A 25,609-nucleotide genomic window follows, 5' to 3' on the forward strand; every position below is an offset into this window, starting at 1 on the left:
CGTCCACACGCCCGATCGGGCACGCCGGCTTTCCCTGTCCGGTACCCAGGAGCCGCTGCCCGTGCGGGCGCGGCCACCGGAAACTGACGGCCATGAGCGTCGCCGTATCGCTGACCGCCCCCGTGCTGACCGTCGCCGGGGGCGCCGAGACCACGTGCACCGCGCGGGTGCGCAATTCCGGTCAAGTGGTCGACCAGTTCGCCATCGACCTGGTCGGCGACTGCACGGGCTGGGCGACCGTGGTGCCGTCCATGGTCAACCTGCTGCCCGGCACGCACGCCGACGTGACCGTCACCTTCGCGCCACCCAAGGACTCGCGGGTGCTCGCCGGTGAGGTGCCCTTCGGCGTGCGGGTGGGTTCGCGGGAGGACCCGCACAGCACCGTGGTCGAGGAAGGCGTGGTCACGGTCGAGCCGTTCGTCGAGGTCGGCGCGGAACTCGTGCCTGCCAAGCGGAAGGGCCGCAAGCGGGCCAAGTTCCGGCTCGCCGTGGACAACACCGGCAACCAGGGCGTGCCCGTCGAGGTCCTCGGCGCGGACCCTGACGACGAGCTGGCCATCGAGATCGACCCGCCCGCGTTCGTCGCGCAGGCCGGCACGGCGACGATCGTCAAGGTCAAGGCGGTGCCGCACAAGCGGTTCCTCAAGGGCGACCCGAAGACCCGGCCGTTCCAGCTGCTGGTGCTCGCCGAGGGCAAGGACCCGGTGACCGCCGACGGCGTGATGACCCAGGAGCAGTTGCTGCCGCGCTGGCTGCTGCCCGCGGCCGTGGCGCTGGTGGCGCTGGCGGGGGTGCTGGTCGCGGTCTGGTTCACGCTGCTCAAACCGTCGGTGGAGTCGATCGCGCAGGACAAGGCGCAGGAACAGGCGAGCCAGGCCAACAGCGCGGCGGCGCGCGCCGACCAAGCCGCGGCGCGGGCCAACAAGGCCGCCGACGGGTCCGGCAGCGGTGCTGCCGGCGGCGCGAACGGAGCCGCCGCGGTCACCACGACGGCCAAGAGCGGGGCCGCGGGGGCCGGCGGCGCGGGTGGTGCGGGCGGTTCAGCCGCGGCACCGGCCAGCAAGCCGGTCTCGTTCCGCGTCGCGACCCAGGCGCCGCCGGTGACCGACGGGTCGTTCAAGGAATTCAGCTACACCGCGCCCGACCACCACACCCTGGACATCGGCGACCTCGTGCTGCAGAACCCCCGTGGTGACACGGGTTTCCTGCGGATCATGATGGGCGACAAGGTCGTCCTGGAGGAGGGCCTGGCCAACTTCCGCGACCTGGACTACCACTACGTCACCCCGCTGCACCTGGCCAAGGACCAGCCCGTCGTGGTCGCCGTCAGCTGCACGACGCCCGGCGCGGGCGCGTCGCAGTGCACGCCGTCGGTGTCGTTCTCCGGCATGCTCGGCAAGTAGTCGTCAGGTTTAAGCGGCGAGCACGTTGCCGCCGCTGACCTTGACCGGCACCTGCTTCAAACCCGAGGTCGCCGGACCCTTGGTCACGGCACCGCTCGCCGCGTCGAACGTGCTGCCGTGGCCCGGGCACACGATGGTGCCGCCGGCCGGCGGGCTCACCGTGAAGCCCTGGTGCGGGCACGCCGGGTCGAACGCATTGACCGTGCCCGCCGTCGGCTGGACGAGCAGGAGCTTGCGCCCACCCGCGTCCACCAGCACGCCGCCGCCCACGGGGACGTCGCTGACCTTGGCCAGCACGCCGCCGGGCTTGACCGCGCCATCGCTCGGACTGCCGCCGCTGTCGCTGTCGGTCGAGCAAGCGGCGAGCACCGCGCCCGGCGCGACCAGCGCCATGGCGAGTCCGCAGAGGACCTGTCGGCGAGAAGTCACGCGCACACCTCCGAGTAGTCGATCACCACCAGGGAGTACGCGCCGCGCGCGTGAATGGTTCAGCCGGCCGCGCGCTGCTGGTACGCACGGTGCAACCGGCGCAGCTCACGCATGGCTTCCACCGCACGCACACCGTCGAAGGCCTGGATCGCCATCACCGGGACGTATTCGTAATCCGGCAGCTCGACCCGGGCCCACCACGCCTTGTCCGGGAAGCTGATCGACCGCACCAGCTCCCACTCGTAGCGCTGCCAGCCCAGCAGGTTGCGCACCTCGATGCCCTCGTCGTCGGCCCGCACGGACGGCCGCATGATCACCAGCGTCGCGGCGGCGAGCACGACCCCGATTCCGATCATCGCGAGCTGGTCGGAGGTCTTGAAGAACACGCCCGTGGACGACTTCTTCAGCAGCAACGCGATCACGGTGAACACCACGACGAAGAACACCGCGCCGGCGATCGCGACGAACCGGATCCGCCGCGGCCGTGCCTGGTACGTCGTCACGAGAAGCCACGCTCCGTCCACGGTTGACGCAGCCCGCGCAGCACCTTCGCGGTGTCGAGCGCCGCGACGCACGCCTCGAATCCCTTGTCCTCCACCGAACCCGGCAACCCGCAGCGGTCCAGCGCCTGCTGCTCCTCGTTGACGGTGAGCACCCCGTTGCCGACCGGCGTCGCCTCGTCGAGGGCCACGCGGGTCAACCCGGCGGTCACCGCGTCGCACACGTACTCGAAGTGCGGGGTGCCACCGCGGATCACGACGCCGAGCGCGACGACGGCATCGTGGTGCTTGGCCAGCGCCTGGCACACCACGGGCAGCTCGATCGCGCCCGCGACCCGCACGACCGTCGGCTCGTCGATGCCCGACTGCTTGGCCGCGACCAGCGCGCGCTCCAGCAACGCGCCGGTGATCTTCGCGTGCCAGCGGGTGGCGACGATGCCCAGCCGGATGCCCTCGCATTCGGGCACTTCCAGCTCCGGGCGGCCTTCCCCGCTCATGCTTGCGGCTCCTCGTCCAGGTGGCCCAGCTCGTGTCCCATCCGGTCGCGCTTGGTGCGCAGGTAACGCAGGTTCTCCGGGTTCGGCCAGATCGGCAGCGGCACCCGGTCGACGATGGTCAGGCCGTAGCCCTCCAGCCCGACCCGCTTGGCCGGGTTGTTGGTGAGCAGTCGCATCGACCGCACGCCCAGGTCGACGAGGATCTGCGCGCCCTGGCCGTAGTCGCGGGCGTCGGCGGGCACGCCGAGCGCGAGGTTGGCGTCCACGGTGTCCGCGCCGTCGTCCTGCAGCTGGTAGGCCTGCAGCTTGTGCATGAGGCCGATCCCCCGGCCCTCGTGCCCGCGCATGTAGAGCACGATGCCGCGGCCTTCGGCGGCCACGGCGGCCTGCGCGGCGTCGAGCTGCGGGCCGCAGTCGCAGCGCAATGAGCCGAACACGTCGCCGGTCAGGCACTCGGAGTGCACGCGGACCAGCACGTTCTCGCCGTCTTCGAGGTCGCCGTAGACCAGCGCGATGTGCTCGATGCCGTCGAGCAGGCTGTCGTAGCCGACCGCACGGAACTCCCCGTGCGCGGTCGGGATCCGTGCCTCGGCGACCCGCTTGACCTGCTTTTCGGTGCGCCTGCGGTAGGCGATCAGGTCGGCGATGGTGATGATCTTCAGGTCGTGTTCGGCGGCGAAGACCTCGAGCTCTTCGCGCCGGGCCATGTCGGCGTCTTCCTTCTGCGACACGATCTCGCAGAGCACGCCGGCCGGGCGCAGGCCGGCCAGCCGGGCGAGGTCGACGGCGGCCTCGGTGTGACCGGGCCGGCGCAGGACGCCGCCTTCCTTGGCCCGCAACGGAACCACGTGCCCGGGCCGGGTGAAGTCGGCCGCGGTCGACTTGGCGTCGGCGAGCAGGCGGATGGTGTGGCAGCGATCGGCGGCGGAGATGCCGGTGCTCACGCCCTCGCGCGCGTCGACGGTGACCGTGTACGCGGTGCCGCGCACGTCCTGGTTGGTGTGGAACATCGGCGGCAGGTCGAGCCGGTCGCAGTCGGCCTCGGTCAGCGGGACGCAGACGTAGCCGCTCGTGTAGCGGACCATGAAGGCGAGCAGCTCCGGCGTCGCCTTCTCGGCGGCGAAGATCAGGTCGCCTTCGTTCTCGCGTTCCTCGTCGTCGACGACGATGATCGGGCGCCCGGCCGCGATGTCGGCGATGGCGGCCTCGATGACCTCGGTCAGCGTCTGGGTCATGACCCGCTCCGCTCGGCCCGCGCGGCCAGGTCCTGCGCGGGCGGGTGCTGCGCGGCCAGGTGCGGGGCGGCCAGCCTCTCCAGGTACTTGGCGAGCACGTCGACCTCCAGGTTCACCAGCTCGCCCGGCTGTCGCTCGCCGAGCGTCGTCATCTCCAGTGTCGCCGGGATGAGCGCGACCGCGAACTTGTCGTCGGTGACATCCACCACGGTGAGCGAGACACCGTCGACGGTGATGGAGCCCTTCTCGGAGAGGTAGCGGGTCAGGCGGGCCGGGATGCCGAACCAGGTCAGGCCCTGCTCGTCGCGCGAGAGGAACACGCCGGTGCCGTCGACGTGGCCCTGCACGATGTGCCCGCCGAGCCGGTCGCCGAGCGCCATCGCGCGCTCCAGGTTGACCGGGTCGCCCTTGGCGATCTTGGCCAGGCTGGTGCGCTCGAGCGTCTCGCGGACGGCGTCGACGGTGAACACCGCGTCGGCCAGGTGGACCACGGTGAGGCAGACGCCGTTGACCGCGATCGAGTCGCCGAGCTTGGCGTCGCTGGTGACCAGCGGCCCCGAAATGGCGATCCGCGCCGAGTCCGGCAGCTCCACGACCTCTACGACTTCGCCACGTTCTTCGACGATCCCGGTGAACACCGACAGCCTCCTCATGCCTCGCGGACAGTCTTCTCCACCGGCTCGGTCGGTCAGCGAGCGGCCTGCGCCCGCAAGGCGGCGACCGCCCGGGCCGGGTCGTCGGCGCCGTAGACGGCCGAGCCCGCGACGAAGCAGTCGACGCCGGCCTCGGCGGCCTGCTCGATGGTGTCGGCGTTGATGCCGCCGTCGATCTCGACGATCAGGTTCAGCTCGCCCTTGTCGGTTCTGTCGCGCGCGACCCGGACCTTGTCGAGCACGTCGGCGATGAAGTCCTGGCCGCCGAAGCCCGGCTCGACCGACATGACAAGCAACGTGTCGTAGTGCTTGAGCAGGTCGAGGTAGGGCTCGATCGGCGTGCCCGGCTTGATCGACAGGCCGGCCTTCGCGCCTGCTGCTTTGAGATCCTTGGCGAGCTTGACGGGGTCGTTGGCCGCCTCGACGTGCACGGTGACGTTGTAGGCGCCGGCCTCCGCGTACCCGATCGCCCACCTGTCGGGGTCGTCGATCATCAGGTGGCAGTCGATCGGGATGTCGGTGGCCTTGAGGAGCGCCTTCACCACGGGCAACCCGAGGGTCAGGTTGGGCACGAAGTGGGCGTCCATCACGTCGACGTGCACCCAGTCAGCCCCCTCGACGGCGGCCAGTTCGTCGGCCAGCCGCGCGAAGTCCGCGGACAGGATGCTGGGGGCGATCATCGGCTTACGCTGCACGTTTGCCGAGTCTAGGCGAGGTTGCCGACCACCGGCTGAAGGGCTCCCGGGCTCAGGTGCCCATGGCTTCAGCCACCAACGACTGGGCGGCGCGGGCGGTGCCCCAGGACAGAGTGACGCCCATCCCACCATGGCCGTAGTTGTGGATCACGGTGGACGAGCCGATGTGTTCGGCTTCCACGCGCGGGGCCGGACGGCCGGGGCGCAGGCCGACCTGGTGGTCCAGGACCTCGGCGTCCGCCAGCAGGGGTTCGACTTCCGCGCACAGGGCCAGCATCCGGCGCGCGGTGTCCAGGTCCGGCTCCAGGGACGTCTCCCCCGGCTGCGCCACGCCGCCGACCACCACGTAGTCGCCGTGCGGGAAGTAGCCGGCCCAGATCGAGCCGTCGGCCTCGGTGTCTTCGGCGGCCACGGGCGGGAAGAAGCCCGCGCCCTTGCCCGCGCGCGCCTCGACGTAGAACTCGTCGATGCCCGGGTTGGCCACGACGACGTGCTGGCCGCGCACCGGTTCGAGCGCGTCGTCGGCGGTCAGGGCGAGGGCGCCGTAGCCGGTGCAGTTGACCACGATCGGCGCCACGTCGAGGCGGTCCACCGACCGCAGCTCCACCGAAACCCCCGCCGAAGCCAGCCGCGACACCAAGTACCGCAGGTAGACCGGCATCGTGATCACCGGGACGGTGGTGCGCAGGCCGAACAGCATGCCGTGCGGCAACGTCGCCGGGTCGCAGTACTCCAGCTCCGGCAGGTGGTCGACCCACGGCGGCGGATCCGCGGAGATGTCGGTGACCTCGCGGCCGCGGACCTGGCGCACGCCGGTCGACGGGTCGAGCGCGAGCTGGTCGAACTCGGCCTTGGCGGCCAGGCTCCAGCCCAGCTGCGGCTCGCCGAACGCCGGGCCCCACAACGCGCCCGCCACGATCGACGTCGTGCGTTCCGGCGGTTCGGCCGCCCAGACCCGCACCGGCACGCCGAGCTCGGCGAGCCCCAGGGCGGTGGTCAAGCCGATCACACCCGCGCCGAGCACCACCACGTCGTCCATGCCGCGACGCTACTAAGACCGCACCGCCTCGACCAGCACGTCCTCGTCGGCGGTCACGTCCTGGGCGGCACGCACGAAGGCCGCCACCGCCCGCGAGCTCGACGACTGCGCCCAGCCCAGGTAGAGCGTGGCCGGGCTGAGGTCGGCGACGGGCACGAAGACGACGCCACGGTCGGGGTAGGCGTCGCGCACCGAAGCGGGCAGGAACGCGACGCCCTGACCGAACGCCACGACCTCCAGCAACTGCGTCATGTCCGTGATCACCGGCCCCGGCTTGGTCTTGATGTCCGGGTGCCGGTCGGTGCCCGACCAGTACCGGGCCAGGTCGCTGTCGGGCTCGGCGTCGGGCCAGAGCGGGATGGCTTCACCGTCCAAATCGGACCGCAGCAGGCCGGTGCGGTTTGCCAGCCGGTGACGGGCAGACAAGGCGGCCATGCGGGGCTCGCTGTGCAGCGGCTCGATGTCCAGGCCGACGGCGCAGAACGGGCCACCGATGAGGGCGACGTCGGCGCGCCCGTCGCGGACCATCTGGGCTTGTTCGGCCCAGCCGCCGATCACGACCTCGGCCGGCGGGAGGCCGGGGTCGAGCGAGTACCGGCAGATGATGTCGCGCAGCAGGTCGCCGCCGGTCCCCGGCTTGATGGCGACGAGCAGCGCGGGATCGGCCGCGGCGGCGCGGCGGGTGCGGGCGACGGCGGCCGCGACGCCGAGCAGGACCGGGCGCGCGTGTTCGGCCAGGACGCGACCGGCCTCGGTGAGCTCGACCTTGCGGGTGGAGCGGGTGAACAGCTGGACGCCGAGGCGGTGCTCGATGGCGCGGATGGCCTTGGAGAGGGGTGGTTGCGCGATGCCCAACCGTTGCGCCGCACGGGTGAAGTTCAGCTCGTCGGCGACGGCCAGGAAGTAGCGCAGTTCGCGGACTTCGAGGTCATCCATACCCCCAGGGTATGACTAACGGCGGTGCAGGACGAATGCCCACCAGGCCTCGGCCGGGAACCGCAGGACCGGGCCGGAGATGTTCTTCGAGTCCCGCACGGCCGCGCGGCGCGGACTGATCGCCACCTCCACGCAGTCGCTGCCGTTCCCGCCGCTGTAGCTGCTCTTGCGCCACTCGGTCATCGGCTGCGCCGGACGAACGCCTGCCAGGCCTGAGCCGGGAAGCTCAGCTCGGGACCCTCGGTGTTCTTCGAGTCGCGCACCGCCGCCTGGACCTGGCCGAACGCCACCTCTACACAGTTGGTCCCCCCACCCTGGCTAAAACTGCTCTTCCTCCACTCGGTCGGTGGCATGCCGGAAACCCCTTCGGTCGTACTCGTCCGCCAACGCGGCGATGAACGACCTGGATTCTTCCGCAACCATGGCCACCGACGCGAGTTCGTTCGCCAGGGCGCTGTAGGTGGCGATGTACGTCGGATCTTCGAGGAAGAGCGCGGTGACCGCACCACCGAGGTAGGCGAGCGGCTCGTGTTCTTCGTACTGGAACAACACGAAGTCTTGTCCGAAGTAGGACCGCGCTCCCGCCTTCGCGGGAACAACTCGCAGCTCAAGTTTCGGTTCGGCCGCCGCCAAGGTCAGAGCAATCATTTGCTCATACATGAGATTGGCGCTGCCAACCTCGAGGCGTAGAGCCTGTTCATGGATGTAGAAGACGTATTTCGACGACAAGCGATCAAGGGTGTTGCGCCGATCGAGCCGTATTTCCACCGCCGACTCGATGTCGGCGGGCGTGCGCCAGCGCTCGCGGCTGATCATGGCGTGCGCGTAGCGCTCGGTCTGCAGCAGGCCAGGCACGACCATCGGCTCGTAGCCGATCGACAGTGAGGCCGTTGACTCGTGGTAGATCAAAGAGCTTAGCGTGTCCGGGATCCACTCGCCGTGTTGGCTCAGCCAGAAACCCTTGTCCTCCTTGGCCTGGCGGCACAGGTCGATCAAGGGCAGTGCCACGTCTCTGTCCACGCGGAGTATCCCCAAGTACCAACACAAGTCCGCCACATCGATGTTGATCTGCCCCGACTCGATGCGCGACACCCGGGTGGGGTCCCATTTGGTCTTGCGCGCAATCGAGCGCCCCGTCAATCCGGCCGCTTCGCGCAGCCGTCGCATTTCCGCGCCCAGTTCCCGGTAACAGGCTGCCGCGTTCCCTCTGCCCATAGCCGACAACGCTAGAGCGTGATCGGCCATCTGCGGAGGGTCACGCGCCCAATCCACCCCAAAGGATCACCTGTAGCCGGGCAGGCAACACCCATACCCGCGCGCTATGACTCCGGACCGTGACGGTCTTTCCCTTGCCCCGCACACCAATGATCGACTGGGCCCATGAGCAAGACGATCGCGCTGGTTACCGGCGCCAACAAGGGAATCGGCAAGGAGATCGCGCGTGGCCTGGCCCGGCTCGGCCACACCGTCCTGGTCGGCGCGCGCGACACGACCCGGGGCAAGGAGGCAGTGGCCGAACTGGAGGGCGACGGCGACGTCCGACTCCAGCAGCTCGACGTGACCGACGCTGAATCCATTGCAGCAGCAGCACAATCGATCGAGAACGAGTTCGGTCGGTTGGACGTCCTGGTGAACAATGCGGGCATCCTCAGCATGACCCACGACGACCTGCGGCCCATCTACGAGACCAACGTGTTCGGCGTGGTCGACGTGACCAACGCGTTGCTTCCGTTGCTGCGCCGCTCTTCCGCGGGCCGCATCGTCAACGTGTCGTCGTTCATGGGGTCGCTGACGATGATGAGCAAGCGCCTCGACGGCGTGCCGGTGTCGCTGGCGTACCCCACGTCCAAGGCGGCGCTCAACGCGATCACCGTCCAGTGGGCGACGATGCTCGCGGACACGCCGATCAAGGTCAACGCCGTCTGCCCGGGCTACTGCGACACGGACCTCAACGACCACAGCGGTCCCCGCACCCCGGCCCAGGGCGCGGCCATCGCCATCAAGATGGCCACAGTGGACAGTGACGGCCCCAGCGGCACCTTCGTCGACGACAACGGCGAGATCCCCTGGTAGGCCTAGCCGTAGAGGGCGAATGCGGCTGAGATGCCGTCGCGGTCGGTGCCCGCCGCGAGCAGGAGCTGGAGCAGCACTCGGGCCTTCGCCGGGTCGAGGAAGCCCGCGTGGATCAGCCCGCGCCGCAACAGGTCCCGCTCGGAACCGGGGTAGGCGTAGGTGTTGCGCAGCACCGATCCGGAGCCGGTGCGGGAGGCGAGCACGACCGGCATCTCGGCCGCGACCTCGGACACCAGGTCGACCATGGTGGCGGGCACGTGTCCCGCGCCTAGTCCACCTAGGACGAGGCCATCGCAGGCGGGGTAGGCGCGGCGCAGCAGTTCGCCGTCGTCGCCGAGGGCGATGGTCACGAGGCCGACTCGCAGCCGCGCGACCGCCGGGGTGGCGGGCAACGTGAGCGGAACCCTTGGCGTGGGCCGGAATCGCGGCTCGCCCTCCACCATGAACCCCAACGGCCCGAACTGCGCGGAGACGAACGCGGCGGTACTGCTCGTGTGCGTCTTGCGGACGAAACGCGCGCCGTGCACCTCGTCGGACATGACGACCAACGCGCCCAGCCCGCGGGCCTGCGGCGCGATGGCGACTCGGACGGCGGCGTAGAGGTTGGCGGGCCCGTCGGCGCCGGCCGACGCGGGGGCGCGCATGGCGCCGGTGAGCACGACGGGCGCGTCGCCGGGGACGGTGAGGTCGAGGAAGAGCGCGGTCTCCTCGATGGTGTCGGTGCCGTGGGTGACCACGACGCCGACCGCACCCGCGTCGAGTTCGGCTCGCACGGCGGCGGCCAGGTCGACGAGGTCGGCGAACCCGATGGACGGGCTGGGCAGGGACCGCAACGTGCGCGCGGTGATCTCCAGGTCCAGCTCGGCCAGCCCCGGCACGGCCGCGATCAGGTCGTCGGCGTTCAACTCGGGCACGACCCCACCGGCCGCGGTCGGAGTCATGGCAATGGTCCCGCCCATCGCGATGATCGCGACTCTCACCACGCGTGTCCCCTCTTCCGACCCGGCGTGTCCCCTCGTCCGACCCCGCGTGTCCCCCGCTCCGGCCGGGTGTGTCCCACACTCGCGTCGGGTGTGTCCCACGTTCGGCCCCCGCGTGTCCCACGTTCAAGCCGGGTGTGTCCCCCGTTCCGGTCGCCCGTGTTCCACATCGGCGTGGCGCGCGGCTCGGTCACGGGCCCTCCAGCAGGTCCAGCATGGGCTCCCACCCGACCTCCGGCGGCTCGTCCGACACGAGCACCCCGGCCTCGCGCAACGCCTTCACGTGCCCCGCGAACGCCGGATGACCGCGCTGCGCATCCCCGGCCTGCGGCCGCACGACCATCGGCACCCGCGCCCCGACCGCCTCGCACGCCGCCGTCAACGCCTGGCTGTCGGCGATGCCCAGGGCCAGCTTCGCCACCGAGTTCGCCGTCGCCGGCGCGAACACGAACGCCGACGGCATCGGATACGGCTTGGGCTGCCCCGGCATGCGCGGCTCGCTGCGCACCGGTAGATCCGTCAACGACTGCAGCTTCGCCAGCTCACCCGTCGCCGCCAGCCAGCGGGCCGCGGTCGGCGTCAACGTCACCGCGAGCGTCCAGCCACGCGCGACGGCCGGCTCGGCCAGCTCCGGGCGCAGCCGCCGCTCAACCCCGCCGCCGGCGGAGGCGATCAAACCGAGGATCACGACAGGATCACTGCAGGTTCACTCGGGCTTCCGCAGCAACGCGCAGAACATCGCGTCGGTCCCGTGCCGGTGCGGCCACAACTGCACGTACGGGCCATCGCCGAGCTCCGGCACGTCGGGGAAGTACGCCCGCGCGTCCAGCGCCTCGACCTTCTCGCGGCGCAGCACGTCGGCGAGCACGCTCTCGGTCTCGGCGAGGTGCGGCGAGCACACGACGTACGCCACCACGCCGCCCGGGCGCACGAGATCGATGGCCGCGTGCAGCAACTCGCGCTGCAGCTTGGTCAGCTCACCGACGTCCGATGGCTGCCGCCGCCAGCGGGCCTCCGGGCGCCGCCGCAACGCGCCGAGCCCCGTGCACGGCGCGTCCACCAGCACCCGGTCGAAGCTCGCCGACGGCAACCCCGAGGATCGGCCGTCGGCGACGTGCACGGTCACCGGCAAGTCCTGCGTCGCCTGCTCCACCAGCTTGGCGCGGTGCGGTGCCTGCTCGACGGCGTCCAGCGTGCCGCCGTTGATGTCGACCAAAGCGCCCAGCAACGCGGCCTTGCCACCGGGCCCCGCGCACAGGTCGAGCCAGCGATCATCCGGGCCGTCCACCGGGGGCCGGGTCAGCGCGACGGCACACAGCTGGCTGCCCTCGTCCTGCACCTGGCAGAGGTGCTCGCGCACCGCCTCCAAGTCGCCGGGGTCGCCCGCGCCTGCTTCCAACCGCACGCCGTAAGGCGAATACGGCGCGGGGTCGCCGCCGGTGATCGCGGCCAGCTCCTCCGCGCTGACCCCGCCGGGGCGCGCGGCCAGGTGCACGGCCGGGCGAGCGTCGTCGGCTTCCAGGGCCCGTGCCAGCTCGTCGCCGGTGGTGCCCAAGGCATCCGCGAACGCACGCGCGATCCACTTCGGGTGCGCGGTCCGCAACGCCAGCGCGCCGATCGCGTCGGAGGGCGCGAGCTTCTCGACCCACTCGGCCTCGTCGTGCTGGGTGATCTTGCGCATCACGGCGTTGACGAACCCGGCGACGCGCGAGCCCAGTTCCTCCCGAGCCAGGTCCACTGTGGACATCACGGCAGCGTGCGGCGGGATCCGGGTGCGCAGCAACTGGTACGCGCCCAGCCGCAACGCGTCCAGCAACTGCGGCTCGACCTTGGCCAGCGGCCGCTCGATGCAGTCGGCCAGGATCACGTCCAGCAGCCCCGCGGCCCGGCAGGTGCCATAGGCGAGTTCGGTGGCCAGTGCCGCGTCCCGGCCGCTGATCCGCCGTTCTCGCAACAACTTCGGCAGCACGAGGTTGGCGTAGGCGTCTTCCAGGCGCACCGCGCGCAGCACGTCGAGTGCGACCCGGCGGGCCGGGTCCTCGGCGGGTGGGCGGCCTTGTTCCCTGCGGCCACGGGGCGGGCCGGAGTTGCGCGGGCGGGAAGGTCGTCGGTCCATCAGTGCAACCGCTCCCCCGCCTCGATGCGGGCGCCGCGGGCCCAGTCGGTCGCGGCCATCCGCTTCTTGCCCGGCGCCTGCACCTCGCCCAGCGCGACGGGCGTGGTGGCGGTGCCCACGAGCACGCGCTTGCGTTGCACCAGCAGCTCTCCCGGTTTCAAGTCGACATCGGCTTCCGCGGCGACCGGCTTGACCGGGCCGAGCTTGATCCGCTCCTCGCCGAGCAACGCCCAGCCGCCGGGGTCGGGGGTCACCGCGCGCAGCAGCCGGTCGACGGCCATGGCGGGGGCGGTGAAGTCGGCGTGCGCGTCGTCGACGCTGATCTTGGGGGCGTAGCTGACGCCGTCCGCCGGCTGCTCGACCGCGTGCAGCGTCCCGTCCTCGATGCCATCCACAGTGGACACGAGCAAGCCGGCGCCCGCCTCCGCGAGCCGGTCGAGCAGCGCGCCCGCCGTGTCGTCGGGGCGGATCTCCTCGGTCAGCACACCGAACACCGGGCCGGCGTCGAGCGCCTTGACGATGCGGAACGTGCTCGCGCCGGTGATCTCGTCACCGGCGCGCACTGCGGCCTGCACCGGCGCGGCGCCGCGCCACGCGGGCAGCAGCGAGAAGTGCAGGTTCACCCAGCCGTGTTCGGGGATGTCGAGCGCCGACTGCGGCAGCAGCGCGCCGTAGGCGACGACCGGGCAGCAGTCCGGCGCCAGCTCACGCAGCCGCGCCTGGAACTCCGGGTCGGACGCCTTGGCCGGGGTCAGCACCTCGATGCCTTGCTCGTCGGCGAGCGCGGCGACGGGCGAGCGCACCACGTGCCGGCCACGCCCGGACGGCGCGTCTGGGCGGGTCACCACGGCGACCACCTCGTGGCGCGGCGATGCCAGCAACGCCCGCAACGACGGCAGCGCGACCTCGGGGGTGCCCGCGAAGACCAGCCGCATCTTCACGCCCCGCCGAAGAGCGGGTGCGGGCTCTGCTTGATGACGGGCACCGTGCCGTCGAACCACTCGGCGGCGCGGATCTCCTTCATGGCCTGCTTGCGGGTCCGCGCGTCGAGGCGGTCGAGGAAGAGCACGCCGTCGAGGTGGTCGGTCTCGTGCTGGATGCAGCGCGCGAGCATGTCGGTGCCCTCGACGGTGATCGGCTCGCCGTGCTCGTTCCAGCCCGCGGCCACCACGTTCTTGTGCCGCACGCACGGCCAGTACATGCCGGGGATGGACAGGCAGCCCTCGTCGCCGTCCTGCGTCTCGTCGCCCACCACCGTCCACGTGGGATTCACCAGGTGCCCGGCGAACCCGTCGGTGTGGTAGGTGAAGACGCGCAGGCCCACGCCGATCTGGGGGGCGGCGAGCCCGGCGCCACCCTGCCCTTCCATCGTGTCCCACAAGTCCTTGACCAGGGTGCGCAGCTCCTTGTCGAAGTCGACGACCTCGGCCGCGGGGGTGCGCAGCACCGGGTCACCGAAGAGCCGGATTGGCTGGACGGTCACGGTGCTCCTCTCGTGCGTGCGTAACCATGTCAGTCTAGGTGCCCCCGCCGACGCAACACGCGAGGTGGCTGCGGACACCTCCAGACGTGACGACAATCCCGATACGACAACGGGGGGCGGGACCGGCGATGGACCGATCACCGGCCGACGCCCCGGTGAGCGACCCGGACCTGTGGGACCGGGCGGCGACCGGCGACCAAGCCGCCTTCGAGCAGCTGTTCCAACGCCACGCCGAGGCGGTCTGGAACCACGCGTACCGGCTGACCGGGGCGTGGAGCCTGGCCGAGGACCTCACCTCGGCGACGTTCCTGCTGGCCTGGCGCAAACGCGCCGAGGTGCGGCTGGTCCGCGACAGCGCGCTCCCATGGCTCTACGCCGTGGCGGGCAACCTCGCCCGCTCGGAGTTCCGGCGCGCGGGCCGGTTCACCCGGGCGCTGCGCCGGGTGCCCGCGGGGGACAGCAGCCCCGACCACGCCGACGAAGTCGCCGGGCGGGTCGACGACGACCGCAGGGTCCGTGCCGTGCTCGAGGCGGTCCGGGCCCTGCCCAAGTCGGAGCGGGAGGTCGTCGAGCTGTGCCTGCTCGGCGACCTCTCCACCGCCGACGCGGCCGCCTTGCTCGGGCTCGCCGAGCCGAGCATCAGATCCCGCGTGTCCCGCGCCAAGGCGCGCCTGCGCACCCTCCTGGAGGTCTCCGATGATTGATCTGCCACCGCGGCGCTCGCTGCCGCCGCAAGTCCGCGACAAGATGCTCGTCGACCTGCGCGAGAAGCTGGACGAGAAGCCTCGTCGGTCGAACACGCCGTACGCCGTGGCCGCGGGCGTCGCAGCCCTGGTTGCGGGCGGCGTCGTGGCCGTGACGACCTTGCAGGGCGGGGGCGACGGCACCGACACCGCGTCGGGCAAGGTCACCGGCAACACGAAGGGCGTCGAGATCGCCGCCCAGCGTTGCCACGACGCATCGAAGAAGGTCGGCGGGTTCCCGGCGAAGGCAGACTGGCGCGTCGTGGCGCACATCGCGGCTGCCGGCTACACCGACCTCGCCGTGCGAGTGGGCGACCGCCCGGTGTTCTGCGAGGTGACCGCGACCAGCGTCACGCTCAGCAAGTTCGACGCGCGCCCCGCCTACGTGCCCGGCACGAAGACCGGCGTGCTGGTGGAAACGCCGGGCCACGTGCTGGGACTCGTCGTCGACCCCTCCTGGCACGGGATGGACGCCTACGAGGGCGGCACCACTGGCAACAACAGGGATTCCGGCGGGCCGGACAACCTCGGTTACGGGTCCGGGGACGACATGGTCGTCTGGATGCCGGAGTACCCCTTCGCCAAGCGGTTCGTGGCGCCGCCGAAGGACAAGCACCCCACCGCCCTTCCCGCTGCCCCGGGCGACAACACGGCGACGGTCCTCGACCGCCCCGGCCACGGGCCGGCACCGGATCGCACCTCGGCCGCAGGCAAGCTGGTGGCCGCCTGCATCGAACGCGACGCGAAGGCGGGTCACCCCCTCCCCGACCCCGACACCTGGCAGACCGGCCCGATGCTCACCGGCGACACCGACGCCATCGTGGTGATCCGGGGCCTCCAGCAGGTGACGACCTGCAGTCGCGAAGGCACCCCCAGCATCGGTCTGTCGGGCGGCGCGCTGCGCGTGGCCGCACTGCCGAAGGGAAACCGGCCCGCGGTCGCGATCGCAGACCGGCTCCTCGTTCGAAACAACGAGAACCGAGACATCCTGTTCGGCTCGGTTCCGCTGAACGCGGCATCGATGACCGCGGTCACCGGTGAGCACCGAACCGTCACCGCGCAGGTGGCCGACGGCATGTTCATCGCGGACGCCCGGGCGACGCCCGAGAACTACGACGACTTCACCCCCTACGCGGAGCTCGTGTCCGTGACCGTGAAGGACAAGGACGGCAAGGTGCTCTACCAGGGCAAGCCAGGCAAGTGACCGGCCTCAGCTCCGAGGAGACCGATCCTGCAGCCCGCGACCACATCGCCGTGGAGATCCTGTTCGAACGGCACGCCGACCAGGTCTGGAACCACGGCTACCGCTTGACCGGCACGTGGGCCAGGCCCAGGACCTCCTGATCGCGACGTTCGCGCGGGCTTGGAGCAAGACCGGCGAGATCCGTCTCGTCCGCGACGACGCACTGCCCTGGCTGTACGCCACCGCGGGCGACATCGCCCGGTCCCGGTGGTTGGGTCGCATGCCGCCCGGGGCCACCAAGGAGAACCTGCGCACGCGGAAGGTCGCCGAGGCCGTCCGGGCGCTGCCCGGGCCCGAAGTGGAGGTCGCCGAGCTGTGCCTGCTCGGCGGGCCTCGCCCTCGGCGATGTCGCGGCACTGTTGGACCTGACCGAGTCCGACGCTCAGTCCCTCTTGTCCCGGGCCGAGTCGCGACTGCGCTCTCCCCAGGAAAGTCCTCAGGAAAGGAATCGATGACCGACCGCGACCACTAGATCAGCTCCAGCGGATCGAGCCGGACCCGGACCGGGTCCGGCTCTTTTCGTGCCGTGCGCACCGATTGGGCCGCGGCGAGAGCGGCGGCCAGTGCCTTTCCCTGAGCGCGGGGGACGCGCACCAGTGCGCGTTCCTTGCCGTCCGGGTCGCCTTCGATCGGGACCGGGCCGAGGACCTCGCCGGTGTCGGGGAGTTCCAGTTCGTCGAGCACCGCGGCCAGCGCGTCGGGGCTGCCGTCGATCGAGGCCATGCGCACCGCCGGCGGAAAGCCCAACTCCGTGCGGCCGGCCAATTCCAGGCCCGCGTGCCACGCCGGGTCCCAGCGGACCAGGGCCTGCACGGTGGGGATCGACGACTCGGCGATCACCACCACCCGGCCGCCCTCGCCCGCGGGCTTGGCCAGCGCGGCCGCCGACATCCAGCGGCGCAGCGTCTCCTCCGACGCACGCAGGTCGGGCCGGCCGAGCAACGCCCACCCGTCCAGCAGCAGGACCGCGCCGTAGCCGCCTTCGGCCACCGGCTCGGCGCCCGGGGTGGCCACCACCAACGCCGGTTCCGCGTCCACTGTGGACAACACCTCGCCCGCGCCGGAAGTCCGCACGGGCACACCGGAAAACGCCCGGCCCAGTTCCTCCGCGGTCCGCTTGTCGCCGACCACGACGGCCCGCAACCGCCGCGAACCGCAAGTGGCACAACGAAAAGCCGCCTCCGTGACGCCGCACCACCGGCACCTCGGCAGCCGCGCCTCACCGCCGCTGACCGGCAACGCCAGCGGACCCGCGCACCGGCGGCACCGCGCGGGCGCCCGGCACTGCGCGCAGGACAACGACGGCACATACCCGCGGCGGGGCACCTGGACAAGCACCGGCGCCCCGGCCTTGAGGGCGGCCCGCGCGGCGTCGAAGGCCATCGAGGGCAGGCGGGCAGCGTGGGCGGCGGGGTCGCGGGCGAGCTGCCCGTCGTGCTCGCCGACCGAGGTGACCCGGGGCATGGTGGCGCGCACCGCGTCACGGCCGGCGTCGATCGGGTGGGCCCAGCCGGTGTCGACCAGCAACTGGGCTTCGGCGGTCCGGGCGAACCCGGCGACGACCAGCGCCGCGCCGGTCTGGTGGGCGCGCTGGACCAGCACGTCGCGCACGTGCGGGTAGGGCGCGCGCTGGTCGGCGTGCAGGTCGTCACCGTCGTCCCAGACCACGAGCAGCCCGGGGTCGGCCACCGGCGCGAACGCGGTCGCGCGGGTGCCGATGACGATGCGTGCCGTGCCCCGTTCGGCGGCGAGCCAGGCCCGGTAGCGCCGCGCCGGGCCGAGATCGGCGGAGAGCGCGACCACGGCGTCCTTGCCGGCGAGGCGTTCGCAGGCGTCGCGCAGGCGGGCGAGGTCGCGGTGGTCGGGCACCACGAGCACGCTCCCCCGGCCCTCGGCGGCCACGGTCGCGGCCAGCTCGGCCAGGCGCGTCGGCCAGTCCTCGCCGGGCAACGCCTGCCAGACGGCGTGCGCGTTACGACCGGCCTTGAGGGCATCGAGGAAGGCCGGGCCGCGGGCGTAGCGCTGCCAGCCGGTCGAGTCGGGCGGCTCGTTGCGTTCTGGCGGTGGGGCGGGCTCCTCGCTCTCGACTTTGGCGTGCCGTGGCGGAATCGCGAGCCGCAGCACGTCGATCATGGCGCCTGCGTAGCGATCGGCGACCGCGCGGGCGAGAGCGGCCAGCTCGGGACCGAGGACCGGCTCGGGCGAGGTGACGCGTTCCAGGAAGGCCAGGCGGCCGGTGTGCTCGGACGTCTCGGCCCGCTCGACCACGAACCCGTCGACCAACTGGCCCGCGAACCGCACCCGCGCCCGGCAGCCGGGCACCGCCGTCTCCTCGAACTCGACCGGCACCTGGTAGTCGAAGAGCCGGTCGAGGTGGGCGAGCGGGACATCCACGCACACGCGCGCGATCGGCCGGGTGGCCGCGGGAGTGCGCTGGCCCCGGCCGGGCTTGCCGGACTTCGGCACCGCGCGGGTCACAGACCCTGGTCTACCAGAGGACGCCGACGGACACGTGCGGTACCGGCTCCGCGCAAGCACCCACGACGCGTGTCCCCCGTTCCGGCCGGGTGTGTCCCCTGCTCCGGCCGGGTGTGTCCCCCGCTCCGGCCGGGTGTGTCCCCGTTTCAGCCGGGCGTGTCCCCCGTTTCAGCCGGGTGTGTTCCACGTTCGCGCAGGGTGTGTTGCACGTTGGGTTCGTGTGGGGTGGGTTCTGTTTGACACGGGGACCCCCACGACGGCCCTCGCGGGCGCTAAAACGGGCAGGGGTGAGGCGCCCGCACCGCGCGAGTTCAGGGCCGTCGTGCCCCGTGTAAAACCGAACCCACTAGCCGCGGTTGGATGCGGCTTGGTCTCGGGGTGAGCGACGGATTTCGGGGCAAACAAACGCGACTCCGCGTTCGGCGCGCGTGTCCCACGTTCGCGGCGGGGCCAGGCCCGAGGGGTGCAGATTTGTAGGACTCACCTGTCGTGAGTGGGGGACACACCCGGCCGGAACGAGGGACACACCCTGCGGGAGCGGGGGACACACCCGGTCGGAGCGGGGGACACGCCCGACGGGAACGTGGGACACGCCCGGGGGTTACTCGTGGTACTTGGCGTTGCCGCGGTAGCGGGCGGCGTAGCGGGCGACGACTAGGCGCCGGTCGGGCATCGGGATCTCCTCGCGGATGGCCCGGGCGAGCCCCGCCGGGTAGCCGTGCTTGACCACCCGGCGCTCGGAGGCGTCCTCCGTGAACAACAGCGACAGGAAGATCGACAACGACACCGCCAGGGCGAACGCCCACCAGCGCACGTCCCACTCCAGCGGCAGCAGGAGCACGACAAACCACAGGGGCTGCTGCGCGATCACCCGTGCCAGGTGCCGGAACACCCACGTGCGGCACGTCAGGTCGTTCAGCACCCACTCCCGGCACCGCTCCGGCAGCTTGCCGCCGTAGGCGTACCAGAGCCAGCGGAACGGGCCAGGACGCATTCGACCAAGGCTAGTTGGTCACCGCGCGAGTGGTCAGGCGCCGGCCGCGGCCTTCAGCGCCTCGGCGCGATCGGTGTTCTCCCACGGCAGGTTCAGCTCCGGGCGGCCGAAGTGGCCGTACGCCGCGGTCTGCGCGTAGATCGGGCGCAGCAGGTCGAGGTCGCGGATGATGGCCGCCGGGCGCAGGTCGAAGACCTCGGCGATCGCGGCCTGGATCTTCGTCGGGTCCACGGTCTCGGTGCCGAAGGTCTCGACGAACAGACCCACGGGCGCGGCCTTGCCGATGGCGTAGGCGACCTGGACCTCGATGCGGGTCGCGAGCCCGGCGGCCACGGCGTTCTTGGCCACCCAGCGCATCGCGTACGCGGCCGAGCGGTCCACCTTCGACGGGTCCTTGCCGGAGAACGCGCCACCGCCGTGGCGGGCCATGCCGCCGTAGGTGTCGACGATGATCTTGCGGCCGGTCAGGCCGGCGTCACCCATGGGACCGCCGATGACGAAGCGGCCGGTCGGGTTGACCAGCAGCCGCACGTCGGAGGTGTCGAAGTTCAGGCCTTCCAGCTCGGGCGCCACGACCTGCTCGCGCACATCCTGGCCGAGCAGCCGCTCGAGGTCGATGCCGTCGGCGTGCTGGCTGGAGACCACCACGGTGTCCAGGCGCACCGGCTGGTCACCGGCGTACTCGATGGTCACCTGGGTCTTGCCGTCCGGGCGCAGGTAGGGCAGCACGCCGTCCTTGCGCACGGCGGTCAGCCGCCGGGACAGCCGGTGCGCCAACGCGATCGGCAACGGCATCAGCTCGGGGGTGTCGGTGCACGCGTAGCCGAACATCAGGCCCTGGTCGCCCGCGCCCTGCCGGTTGATCTCGTCGTCGGCGCTCTCCACCCGCGACTCGTACGCCGTGTCGACGCCCTGGGCGATGTCGGCGGACTGGGAGCCGATGGCGACGTTCACACCACAGGAGTTGCCGTCGAAACCCTTGGCCGAGGAGTCGTAGCCGATGCCGAGGATCACATCGCGGACGATCGCCGGGATGTCGGCGTAGGCCTCGGTGGTCACCTCACCGGCGACGTGCACCTGGCCCGTGGTGACCATGGTCTCCACCGCGACGCGGGAGCGGGGGTCCTTGGACAGCAGCGCATCGAGGATCGAATCGCTGATCGCGTCGCAGATCTTGTCGGGGTGCCCTTCGGTGACCGACTCCGAAGTGAACAGGCGGTGATTCACAGTTGCACTCACGACAAATCCTCGCTCGGCTGGGTGGATGGCACTTTCAGCGTACTGACGTCGCACCGTGGTTGCGTAGCGCTACAACGGCGTCCCACACCTCGGTAGCCAACCGTGCCTTGGACCCCAACTCAATCGGCCGTTCGGCGCCGTCGGCGGCCAGCAACCAGCCCGCGTTGTCCTCCACCTCGAACGCCTTGCCGTCGCCGACCGCGTTGACGACCAGCAGGTCGCAGCCCTTGCGGGCCAGCTTGGCGCGGCCGTGGGTGAGCACGTCACCGCTGGCGTCGCCGGTCTCGGCGGCGAATCCGACGATCGTCTGACCCGCCGCCCGTTTGGCCACCAGTTCGGCCAGGATGTCCGGATTGCGGGTGAGCGCGACCGGGTCCGGATCGTGATCGGTCTTCTTGATTTTGTGCTCGGTGACCTGAGTCGGCCGGAAGTCGGCGACGGCGGCGGCCATCACGACCACGTCGGCGTCCGCGGCCGCGTCGAGCACGCCACTGCGCAGCTCCTCCGCGGTCCCGGCGTGCACCAGATCGACGCCGGCCGGGTCGGGGATGGCCACGGTGTGCGCGGCCACCAGCGTCACGCGGGCGCCCCGCTGGGCGGCCACCCGCGCCAGCGCGTAGCCCTGCTTGCCCGACGAGCGGTTGCCCAGGTAGCGCACCGGGTCGAGCGGCTCGCGGGTGCCACCGGCCGACACGACGACGTGCAGCCCCTCGAGGTCGCGGGGCAGCCCGTCTGGGCGCTCCAGCATCAGCCGGGCCAGGTCGACGAGCTCGGCCGGGTCGGCGAGCCGGCCCTTGCCGGTGTCCTTGCCGGTGAGGCGGCCGCTGGACGGTTCGAGGACCACCGTGCCTCGCGAACGCAGCGTCGCCACGTTGGCCCTGGTCGCCGCGTGCTCCCACATCTCGGTGTGCATCGCGGGCGCCAGCACGACGGGGCACCGCGCGGTGAGCAGCGTGCTGGTGAGCAGGTCGTCGGCCAGGCCGTGCGCGGCCTTGGCGATCAGGTCCGCGGTGGCCGGGACGACCAGCACCAGGTCGGCCTCCTGGCCGATCCGGACGTGCGGGACCTCGGGCACGTCGGCGAACACCGTGGTGTGCACCGGCTGCCCGGACAACGCCTCGAACGTCGCGGCGCCGACGAAGTGCAGTGCCGCCGCGGTGGGCAGCACGCGAACCTCGTGCCCGCTCTCGGTGAGCCTGCGCAGGACCTCGCAGGCCTTGTAGGCGGCGATCCCGCCGCCCACGCCCAAAACGACCTTGGGTTTGCTCACCTGGTCATCGTGCCAGGATCACTCGCCCTCGGTGTGCTCGAGCAGACCGGAGTGGATCTCGCGCATCGCGATCGACAGCGGCTTCTCGCGCGGGCCCGGCTCGACCAGCGGGCCGACGTACTCCAGCAGGCCCTCGCCCAGCTGGGCGTAGTAGTCGTTGATCTGACGCGCGCGCTTGGCCGCGTAGATGACCAGCGCGTACTTCGAGCTGACCTTGTCCAGCAGGTCGTCGATCGGCGGGTTGGTGATGCCGAGGTTGGACGCGTCGATGCCAAGCTGGGAGGGGGTGCTCACTCGGTGTGCTCCTGAACGTTCAGAGAAGAAGAGGCGGTACCAACCACCAAGGTTAGCAACTCCCGCGCGGCCCGGTTGAGGTCGTCGTTCACCACGACCACGTCGAACTCGTCCTCGGCCGCCAGTTCCTCCTTGGCGACGGCGAGCCGGCGGGCCACCTTGGCCGGGTCCTCGGTGCCGCGGCCGGTCAGCCGGTCGACCAGCTCCTGCCACGACGGGGGCACCAGCATCACCAGCTGCGCGTCGGGCATCGACCGGCGGATCTGGCGCGCACCCTGCAGTTCGATCTCCAGCACGGCGGGCCGGCCATCGGCGAGCGCGCGCTCGATCGGCTCACGCGGGGTGCCGTAGTTGTTGCCCGCGTAGTGCGCGTGCTCGAGCAATTCCTTGTGCTCGACCATCTCGTCGTAACGGGCCTGGTCGATGAAGTGGTAGTGGTCGCCGTGCGCCTCGCCGGGGCGCGGCGCGCGGGTCGTGACGGAAACGCTCAGATAAATGTTCGGGTCCAACCGGCACAGCTCGCGGACGACAGTCGACTTGCCGACGCCGGATGGACCCGACACGACAGTGAGCCGGGGCCGGACGTTGCCGCCCGGCCCCGGCTCACCGCTTGTGATTCCGTTGTTCATTCGCCGCCGAATTCGGCGAGCAGCGCCTTGCGCTGGCGCTCGCCGAGACCGCGCAAACGGCGGCTGGGGGCGATTTCGAGGCGCTCGATGATTTGCTGGGCGCGCACCTTGCCGACGCCCGGGAGGGCCTCGAGAAGCGCGGTGACCTTCATCTTGCCCAGAACCTCGTCGCTGTCGGACTGGGTCAGCACCTCTTTGAGGGTGGTGCCGCCTCGCTTCAGGCGCTCCTTGAGCTCGGCGCGCGCGCGACGGGCGGCAGCCGCCTTCTCCAGCGCTGCGGCCCGCTGCTCCTCGGTCAGCTGGGGAAGGGCCACGATTTCCTCCGGTGGGGTGGGGTTTTCTGGATCGGTGCCGCGACGTTACCGACTTCCGATGCCACAGGACAACGCGGGTCCCGTCAATTGCGCAGCGTAATCACGCATTCGGTCCATGATCAACAGCGGGTGAGCGGTGCAACCCGGCTCCGCCGGCCACGAGCAGGCCGTTCGCCGTGTGGTCCCAGGCCAGGGCGTGGACCGGGCCGGGTGTGGTGTGAATCGCGCCAAGGGCGCCGTCCACGACGGTCACCCAGTGGATCCGCCGGCCCAGCCCGACGGCCAGCCACTGCCCGTCCCCGCTGAAACACGCGGTCGCGTGAGTCGGCTCGCCGGGCTCGGAAAGGTGCCTTGTCCAGCGCAAAGAGCCGTCGTCCGGGTCGACGACGACCAACGCGCCGTGCCCGGGTCGTCCCTGCGCGTGGGCCCACATGGCGACCGAACGACCGTCCGGTGCGCAACCGAGCCAGCCGACGCAGGACATCCGTTCTCTGATGAAACCGACCTCGTCGTCGGTGTGCAGGTAGCGCAGCACCGGCTGGTCGCCGCCGAGGTCGGTGCCGGTCAGCGTGAGCCGGCCCGCGTCGTCGGACAGTGACACGACGCGATCACCCACCAGCACGGCCCCACCAGGCCACGCGCCGGCGAAGACGTCCGCGCCGAACCGCTCGGCCAGCGCGCCGAGGTCGGCGACCTGGGTGCCGCCGCGGTCGAAGACCAGCGGCCCGCCGCGTTCGGCGGACACGACGATCCGCGCACCGGCGTGCTCGACGGTCACCAGCCGCGCCCCCGCCTCGGGCCGGATCGTGGTGACGTCCCCGAGGTCGCGCCACGGCCGCAGCTCCAGCCGGTCGCCGCCGACCGCGACCAGCTTGCTGCCGTCGGGCGCGACGGCGAGCGCACGCGGCACCGCGTGACCGGCCCAGCGCGTCTCCCCCGCCGCGAACGCCTCGATGGGCCGCGGCGGGTCCTCGGCCAGCGACCACCGCACCAGCACCGGGTCGTCGGCGACGGTGATGGCCTCGGCCATGTACGGGTGGACGACCAGGGCCTGGTGCGGCACCGCGGTTTGGTCGGCCGGGTCGAGCAGCAGCGAGCCGGTGTGGACGCCCGCGTCGGCCAGCGCCGCGCGCAGCCATGCGTCGCCGCGCTGGGCGGCGATGCGGGCGGCGGTGGCGCTCGGGCGGGCACCCGCGTCGAGCAGCGCACGCACGTCCGCCCGGTAGGCCCGCTCCCCCGCCGCGCCCGCCACGACGTCGTCGAGCATCGCCTCGGTGACCTGGATGCCTTCGCGCACAAGGAAAGCGAGCGCACCCGGCACCTCGGCGGCGTCGTCGGCCGGAGTCACACCGTTGGCGTCCTCGACGCGCGGGCCGGCGCCGTGGCGCAGCAGCAGCGCGATCAGAGCGGCGTCGCAGGCTCGGTGCAGTGGCGTCTGGCCGGACGCGTTGCGGGCGTGGACGTGGTTGGGGTGGCCCGCTTCGAGCAACAGCTCGCCCGTGGCGGCGTCGGCCGCCCAGTGCAAGGCGATGTTGCCGCACCGGTCGGCGCACTCGGGGTGCGCGCCGTGGGCGAGCAGCACGCGCACCATCGCCGGGTCACCCGCCGCGGCCGCGAGGTGCAGCAGCGGTTCGCCGCCGAACTGCAGGCGCTGGTCGGGGTCGGCGCCGTGGGCGAGCAGGACGTCGACCACGTCGGCGAGCCCGCGTTGCACGGCGGCGCACAGCGGGGTGTAGCCGCTGACGTCGGGCCGGTCCACGGCGTCGGCGCCGAGGTGCTCGAGCAGCAACGCCGCGCCCTCGGCCGTGGCGACCTCGTGCAGCGCGCCGGCTCCGGCGTCGTCGGTGGCCGCCGGGTCGGCACCGCGGGCGAGCAGCGTGTGCACCACGGCCGGGTTCGGGTGACCGGCGGCGCGCAGCAACGGCGTCGCGCCGAAGTCGCCCAGCGCCTCCAGGTCCGCGCCCGCGTCGAGCAGCAACTCGACGACTTCCTTGGCGGCGGCGCGGTGCAGCGGCTGGTCGGCGCCCGCGGCCGTGTGCACCGGCGCGCCGCGGGCGAGCAGGACCGAGACCGCCTCGGGTCCGCCGTGCTCGGCCGCGTCGTGCAGCGCCGTGCGTCCGTAGCGGTCGGCGAGGTGCACGGACGCACCCGCGTCGAGCAGGGCACGCAACACGGCGGTGCCGTGCAGGCGTGCGGCATATTGCAGCGGGAACGAGTCCTGCCACCACGTGTCGTTCACAGGAGCGCCCGCGGCGAGCAGCTCGCGCACCGCGGCGAGATCGTCCTGCTGGATCGCCAGCCGAAGCCGAGAGCCGAGCATCGGGACAATCTAGGGCCAAATGGCCGAATCCGCGCCCGACGTCACC

29 protein-coding genes are annotated in these 25,609 nt (G+C 71.7%); 5 read left to right on the forward strand and 24 right to left on the reverse strand.

Annotated features, from left to right (window positions below):
- Window positions 1–92: 92 nt before the first annotated feature.
- Window positions 93–1,403: a COG1470 family protein gene (locus EV186_RS14700; RefSeq protein WP_133849767.1), complete on the forward strand. Its 1,311-nt coding sequence runs from the start codon at window positions 93–95 to the stop codon at window positions 1,401–1,403.
- 9 nt (window positions 1,404–1,412) lie between these two features.
- Here EV186_RS14700 and EV186_RS14705 read toward each other — a convergent pair whose 3' ends face one another.
- The 11 genes from EV186_RS14705 to EV186_RS14755 all read right to left on the reverse strand — a co-directional run bounded on the left by EV186_RS14705 (window position 1,413) and on the right by EV186_RS14755 (window position 8,632).
- On the reverse strand, window positions 1,413–1,832 hold the full coding sequence (locus EV186_RS14705; protein WP_243754040.1) for a Rieske (2Fe-2S) protein: 420 nt from the start codon (window positions 1,830–1,832) through the stop codon (window positions 1,413–1,415).
- A gap of 59 nt (window positions 1,833–1,891) precedes the next feature.
- A complete protein-coding gene (locus EV186_RS14710; RefSeq protein WP_133849768.1) occupies window positions 1,892–2,335 on the reverse strand; it encodes a PH domain-containing protein in 444 nt (147 codons plus the stop codon).
- The gene (ribH, locus tag EV186_RS14715) at window positions 2,332–2,829 is read right to left on the reverse strand and encodes a 6,7-dimethyl-8-ribityllumazine synthase (protein WP_133849769.1); all 498 of its coding nucleotides are present in this window, start codon (window positions 2,827–2,829) and stop codon (window positions 2,332–2,334) included. The genes EV186_RS14710 and ribH overlap by 4 nt, the downstream gene beginning before the upstream one ends.
- A complete protein-coding gene (locus EV186_RS14720) occupies window positions 2,826–4,064 on the reverse strand; it encodes a bifunctional 3,4-dihydroxy-2-butanone-4-phosphate synthase/GTP cyclohydrolase II (protein ID WP_133849770.1) in 1,239 nt (412 codons plus the stop codon). The genes ribH and EV186_RS14720 overlap by 4 nt, the downstream gene beginning before the upstream one ends.
- A complete protein-coding gene (locus EV186_RS14725) occupies window positions 4,061–4,702 on the reverse strand; it encodes a riboflavin synthase (RefSeq protein ID WP_133849771.1) in 642 nt (213 codons plus the stop codon). The genes EV186_RS14720 and EV186_RS14725 overlap by 4 nt, the downstream gene beginning before the upstream one ends.
- Window positions 4,703–4,752: 50 nt before the next feature.
- Complete coding sequence (gene rpe / locus EV186_RS14730; RefSeq protein WP_133849772.1) at window positions 4,753–5,397, reverse strand: ribulose-phosphate 3-epimerase; 645 nt, start codon at window positions 5,395–5,397, stop codon at window positions 4,753–4,755.
- A gap of 67 nt (window positions 5,398–5,464) precedes the next feature.
- The gene (locus tag EV186_RS14735) at window positions 5,465–6,451 is read right to left on the reverse strand and encodes an FAD-dependent oxidoreductase (protein ID WP_133849773.1); all 987 of its coding nucleotides are present in this window, start codon (window positions 6,449–6,451) and stop codon (window positions 5,465–5,467) included.
- 12 nt (window positions 6,452–6,463) lie between these two features.
- Window positions 6,464–7,387 carry a LysR family transcriptional regulator gene (locus EV186_RS14740; protein WP_133849774.1) on the reverse strand — a complete coding sequence of 308 codons (924 nt, stop codon included), beginning with the start codon at window positions 7,385–7,387 and terminating at the stop codon, window positions 6,464–6,466.
- A gap of 15 nt (window positions 7,388–7,402) precedes the next feature.
- The gene (locus EV186_RS14745; RefSeq protein ID WP_133849775.1) at window positions 7,403–7,570 is read right to left on the reverse strand and encodes a DUF397 domain-containing protein; all 168 of its coding nucleotides are present in this window, start codon (window positions 7,568–7,570) and stop codon (window positions 7,403–7,405) included.
- Entirely contained in the window at window positions 7,567–7,677 is a 111-nt protein-coding gene (locus tag EV186_RS40780; protein ID WP_424982676.1) for a DUF397 domain-containing protein, read from the reverse strand. The genes EV186_RS14745 and EV186_RS40780 overlap by 4 nt, the downstream gene beginning before the upstream one ends.
- Window positions 7,678–7,705: 28 nt before the next feature.
- Window positions 7,706–8,632 (reverse strand): helix-turn-helix domain-containing protein, encoded by a 927-nt coding sequence (locus EV186_RS14755; protein WP_133849777.1) that lies wholly within the window; start codon window positions 8,630–8,632, stop codon window positions 7,706–7,708.
- Between the two features lie 135 nt (window positions 8,633–8,767).
- Here EV186_RS14755 and EV186_RS14760 point away from each other — a divergent pair, with 135 nt between their 5' ends.
- Window positions 8,768–9,460 (forward strand): SDR family oxidoreductase, encoded by a 693-nt coding sequence (locus tag EV186_RS14760; protein WP_133849778.1) that lies wholly within the window; start codon window positions 8,768–8,770, stop codon window positions 9,458–9,460.
- Window positions 9,461–9,462: 2 nt separating this feature from the next.
- On the opposite strand, the gene EV186_RS14765 is transcribed toward EV186_RS14760, so the two are convergent.
- The 5 genes from EV186_RS14765 to def form a co-directional block, all read right to left on the reverse strand.
- Window positions 9,463–10,443 (reverse strand): asparaginase, encoded by a 981-nt coding sequence (locus EV186_RS14765; protein WP_243754041.1) that lies wholly within the window; start codon window positions 10,441–10,443, stop codon window positions 9,463–9,465.
- A 187-nt stretch (window positions 10,444–10,630) separates the two neighbouring features.
- Window positions 10,631–11,128 carry a flavoprotein gene (locus EV186_RS14770; protein ID WP_133849779.1) on the reverse strand — a complete coding sequence of 166 codons (498 nt, stop codon included), beginning with the start codon at window positions 11,126–11,128 and terminating at the stop codon, window positions 10,631–10,633.
- 18 nt (window positions 11,129–11,146) lie between these two features.
- Window positions 11,147–12,556, reverse strand: a complete 1,410-nt coding sequence (locus tag EV186_RS14775; protein WP_133849780.1) for an RsmB/NOP family class I SAM-dependent RNA methyltransferase — start codon at window positions 12,554–12,556, stop codon at window positions 11,147–11,149.
- Window positions 12,556–13,491: a methionyl-tRNA formyltransferase gene (fmt, locus tag EV186_RS14780; protein WP_133849781.1), complete on the reverse strand. Its 936-nt coding sequence runs from the start codon at window positions 13,489–13,491 to the stop codon at window positions 12,556–12,558. The genes EV186_RS14775 and fmt overlap by 1 nt, the downstream gene beginning before the upstream one ends.
- 2 nt (window positions 13,492–13,493) lie before the next feature.
- Window positions 13,494–14,039 carry a peptide deformylase gene (gene def / locus EV186_RS14785; protein WP_133849782.1) on the reverse strand — a complete coding sequence of 182 codons (546 nt, stop codon included), beginning with the start codon at window positions 14,037–14,039 and terminating at the stop codon, window positions 13,494–13,496.
- 128 nt (window positions 14,040–14,167) lie between these two features.
- Between def and EV186_RS14790 the strand changes: the two genes are divergently transcribed.
- Genes EV186_RS14790 through EV186_RS38915 form a run of 3 tightly spaced genes read left to right on the forward strand, consistent with a single transcriptional unit; the run spans window position 14,168 to window position 16,126 of the window.
- Window positions 14,168–14,743: an RNA polymerase sigma factor gene (locus EV186_RS14790; RefSeq protein WP_133849783.1), complete on the forward strand. Its 576-nt coding sequence runs from the start codon at window positions 14,168–14,170 to the stop codon at window positions 14,741–14,743.
- Window positions 14,736–15,986 (forward strand): hypothetical protein, encoded by a 1,251-nt coding sequence (locus EV186_RS14795; RefSeq protein ID WP_133849784.1) that lies wholly within the window; start codon window positions 14,736–14,738, stop codon window positions 15,984–15,986. Before EV186_RS14790 ends, EV186_RS14795 begins: the two co-directional genes overlap by 8 nt.
- A complete protein-coding gene (locus EV186_RS38915) occupies window positions 15,983–16,126 on the forward strand; it encodes a hypothetical protein (protein ID WP_166659178.1) in 144 nt (47 codons plus the stop codon). Before EV186_RS14795 ends, EV186_RS38915 begins: the two co-directional genes overlap by 4 nt.
- Window positions 16,127–16,493: 367 nt before the next feature.
- Here EV186_RS38915 and EV186_RS14800 read toward each other — a convergent pair whose 3' ends face one another.
- The 8 genes from EV186_RS14800 to EV186_RS14835 all read right to left on the reverse strand — a co-directional run bounded on the left by EV186_RS14800 (window position 16,494) and on the right by EV186_RS14835 (window position 25,563).
- A complete protein-coding gene (locus EV186_RS14800; RefSeq protein WP_243754042.1) occupies window positions 16,494–18,503 on the reverse strand; it encodes a primosomal protein N' in 2,010 nt (669 codons plus the stop codon).
- 601 nt (window positions 18,504–19,104) lie between these two features.
- A complete protein-coding gene (locus EV186_RS14805) occupies window positions 19,105–19,497 on the reverse strand; it encodes a DUF5313 family protein (protein ID WP_133849785.1) in 393 nt (130 codons plus the stop codon).
- 33 nt (window positions 19,498–19,530) lie between these two features.
- Window positions 19,531–20,712, reverse strand: coding sequence for a methionine adenosyltransferase (metK, locus tag EV186_RS14810; RefSeq protein WP_133850266.1), 1,182 nt, complete (start codon window positions 20,710–20,712; stop codon window positions 19,531–19,533).
- A gap of 58 nt (window positions 20,713–20,770) precedes the next feature.
- Window positions 20,771–22,006, reverse strand: coding sequence for a bifunctional phosphopantothenoylcysteine decarboxylase/phosphopantothenate--cysteine ligase CoaBC (gene coaBC, locus EV186_RS14815; RefSeq protein ID WP_133849786.1), 1,236 nt, complete (start codon window positions 22,004–22,006; stop codon window positions 20,771–20,773).
- An 18-nt stretch (window positions 22,007–22,024) separates the two neighbouring features.
- Window positions 22,025–22,300, reverse strand: coding sequence for a DNA-directed RNA polymerase subunit omega (gene rpoZ, locus EV186_RS14820; RefSeq protein WP_133849787.1), 276 nt, complete (start codon window positions 22,298–22,300; stop codon window positions 22,025–22,027).
- Window positions 22,297–22,929, reverse strand: a complete 633-nt coding sequence (gene gmk, locus EV186_RS14825; RefSeq protein WP_133849788.1) for a guanylate kinase — start codon at window positions 22,927–22,929, stop codon at window positions 22,297–22,299. The genes rpoZ and gmk overlap by 4 nt, the downstream gene beginning before the upstream one ends.
- A complete protein-coding gene (gene mihF, locus EV186_RS39425; protein ID WP_133849789.1) occupies window positions 22,926–23,243 on the reverse strand; it encodes an integration host factor, actinobacterial type in 318 nt (105 codons plus the stop codon). The genes gmk and mihF overlap by 4 nt, the downstream gene beginning before the upstream one ends.
- Window positions 23,244–23,343: 100 nt before the next feature.
- Entirely contained in the window at window positions 23,344–25,563 is a 2,220-nt protein-coding gene (locus EV186_RS14835) for an ankyrin repeat domain-containing protein (protein WP_133849790.1), read from the reverse strand.
- Window positions 25,564–25,609 lie beyond the last annotated feature (46 nt).

It is taken from the genome of Labedaea rhizosphaerae, from assembly GCF_004362825.1.
In the GTDB taxonomy this organism is placed as follows: domain Bacteria; phylum Actinomycetota; class Actinomycetes; order Mycobacteriales; family Pseudonocardiaceae; genus Labedaea; species Labedaea rhizosphaerae.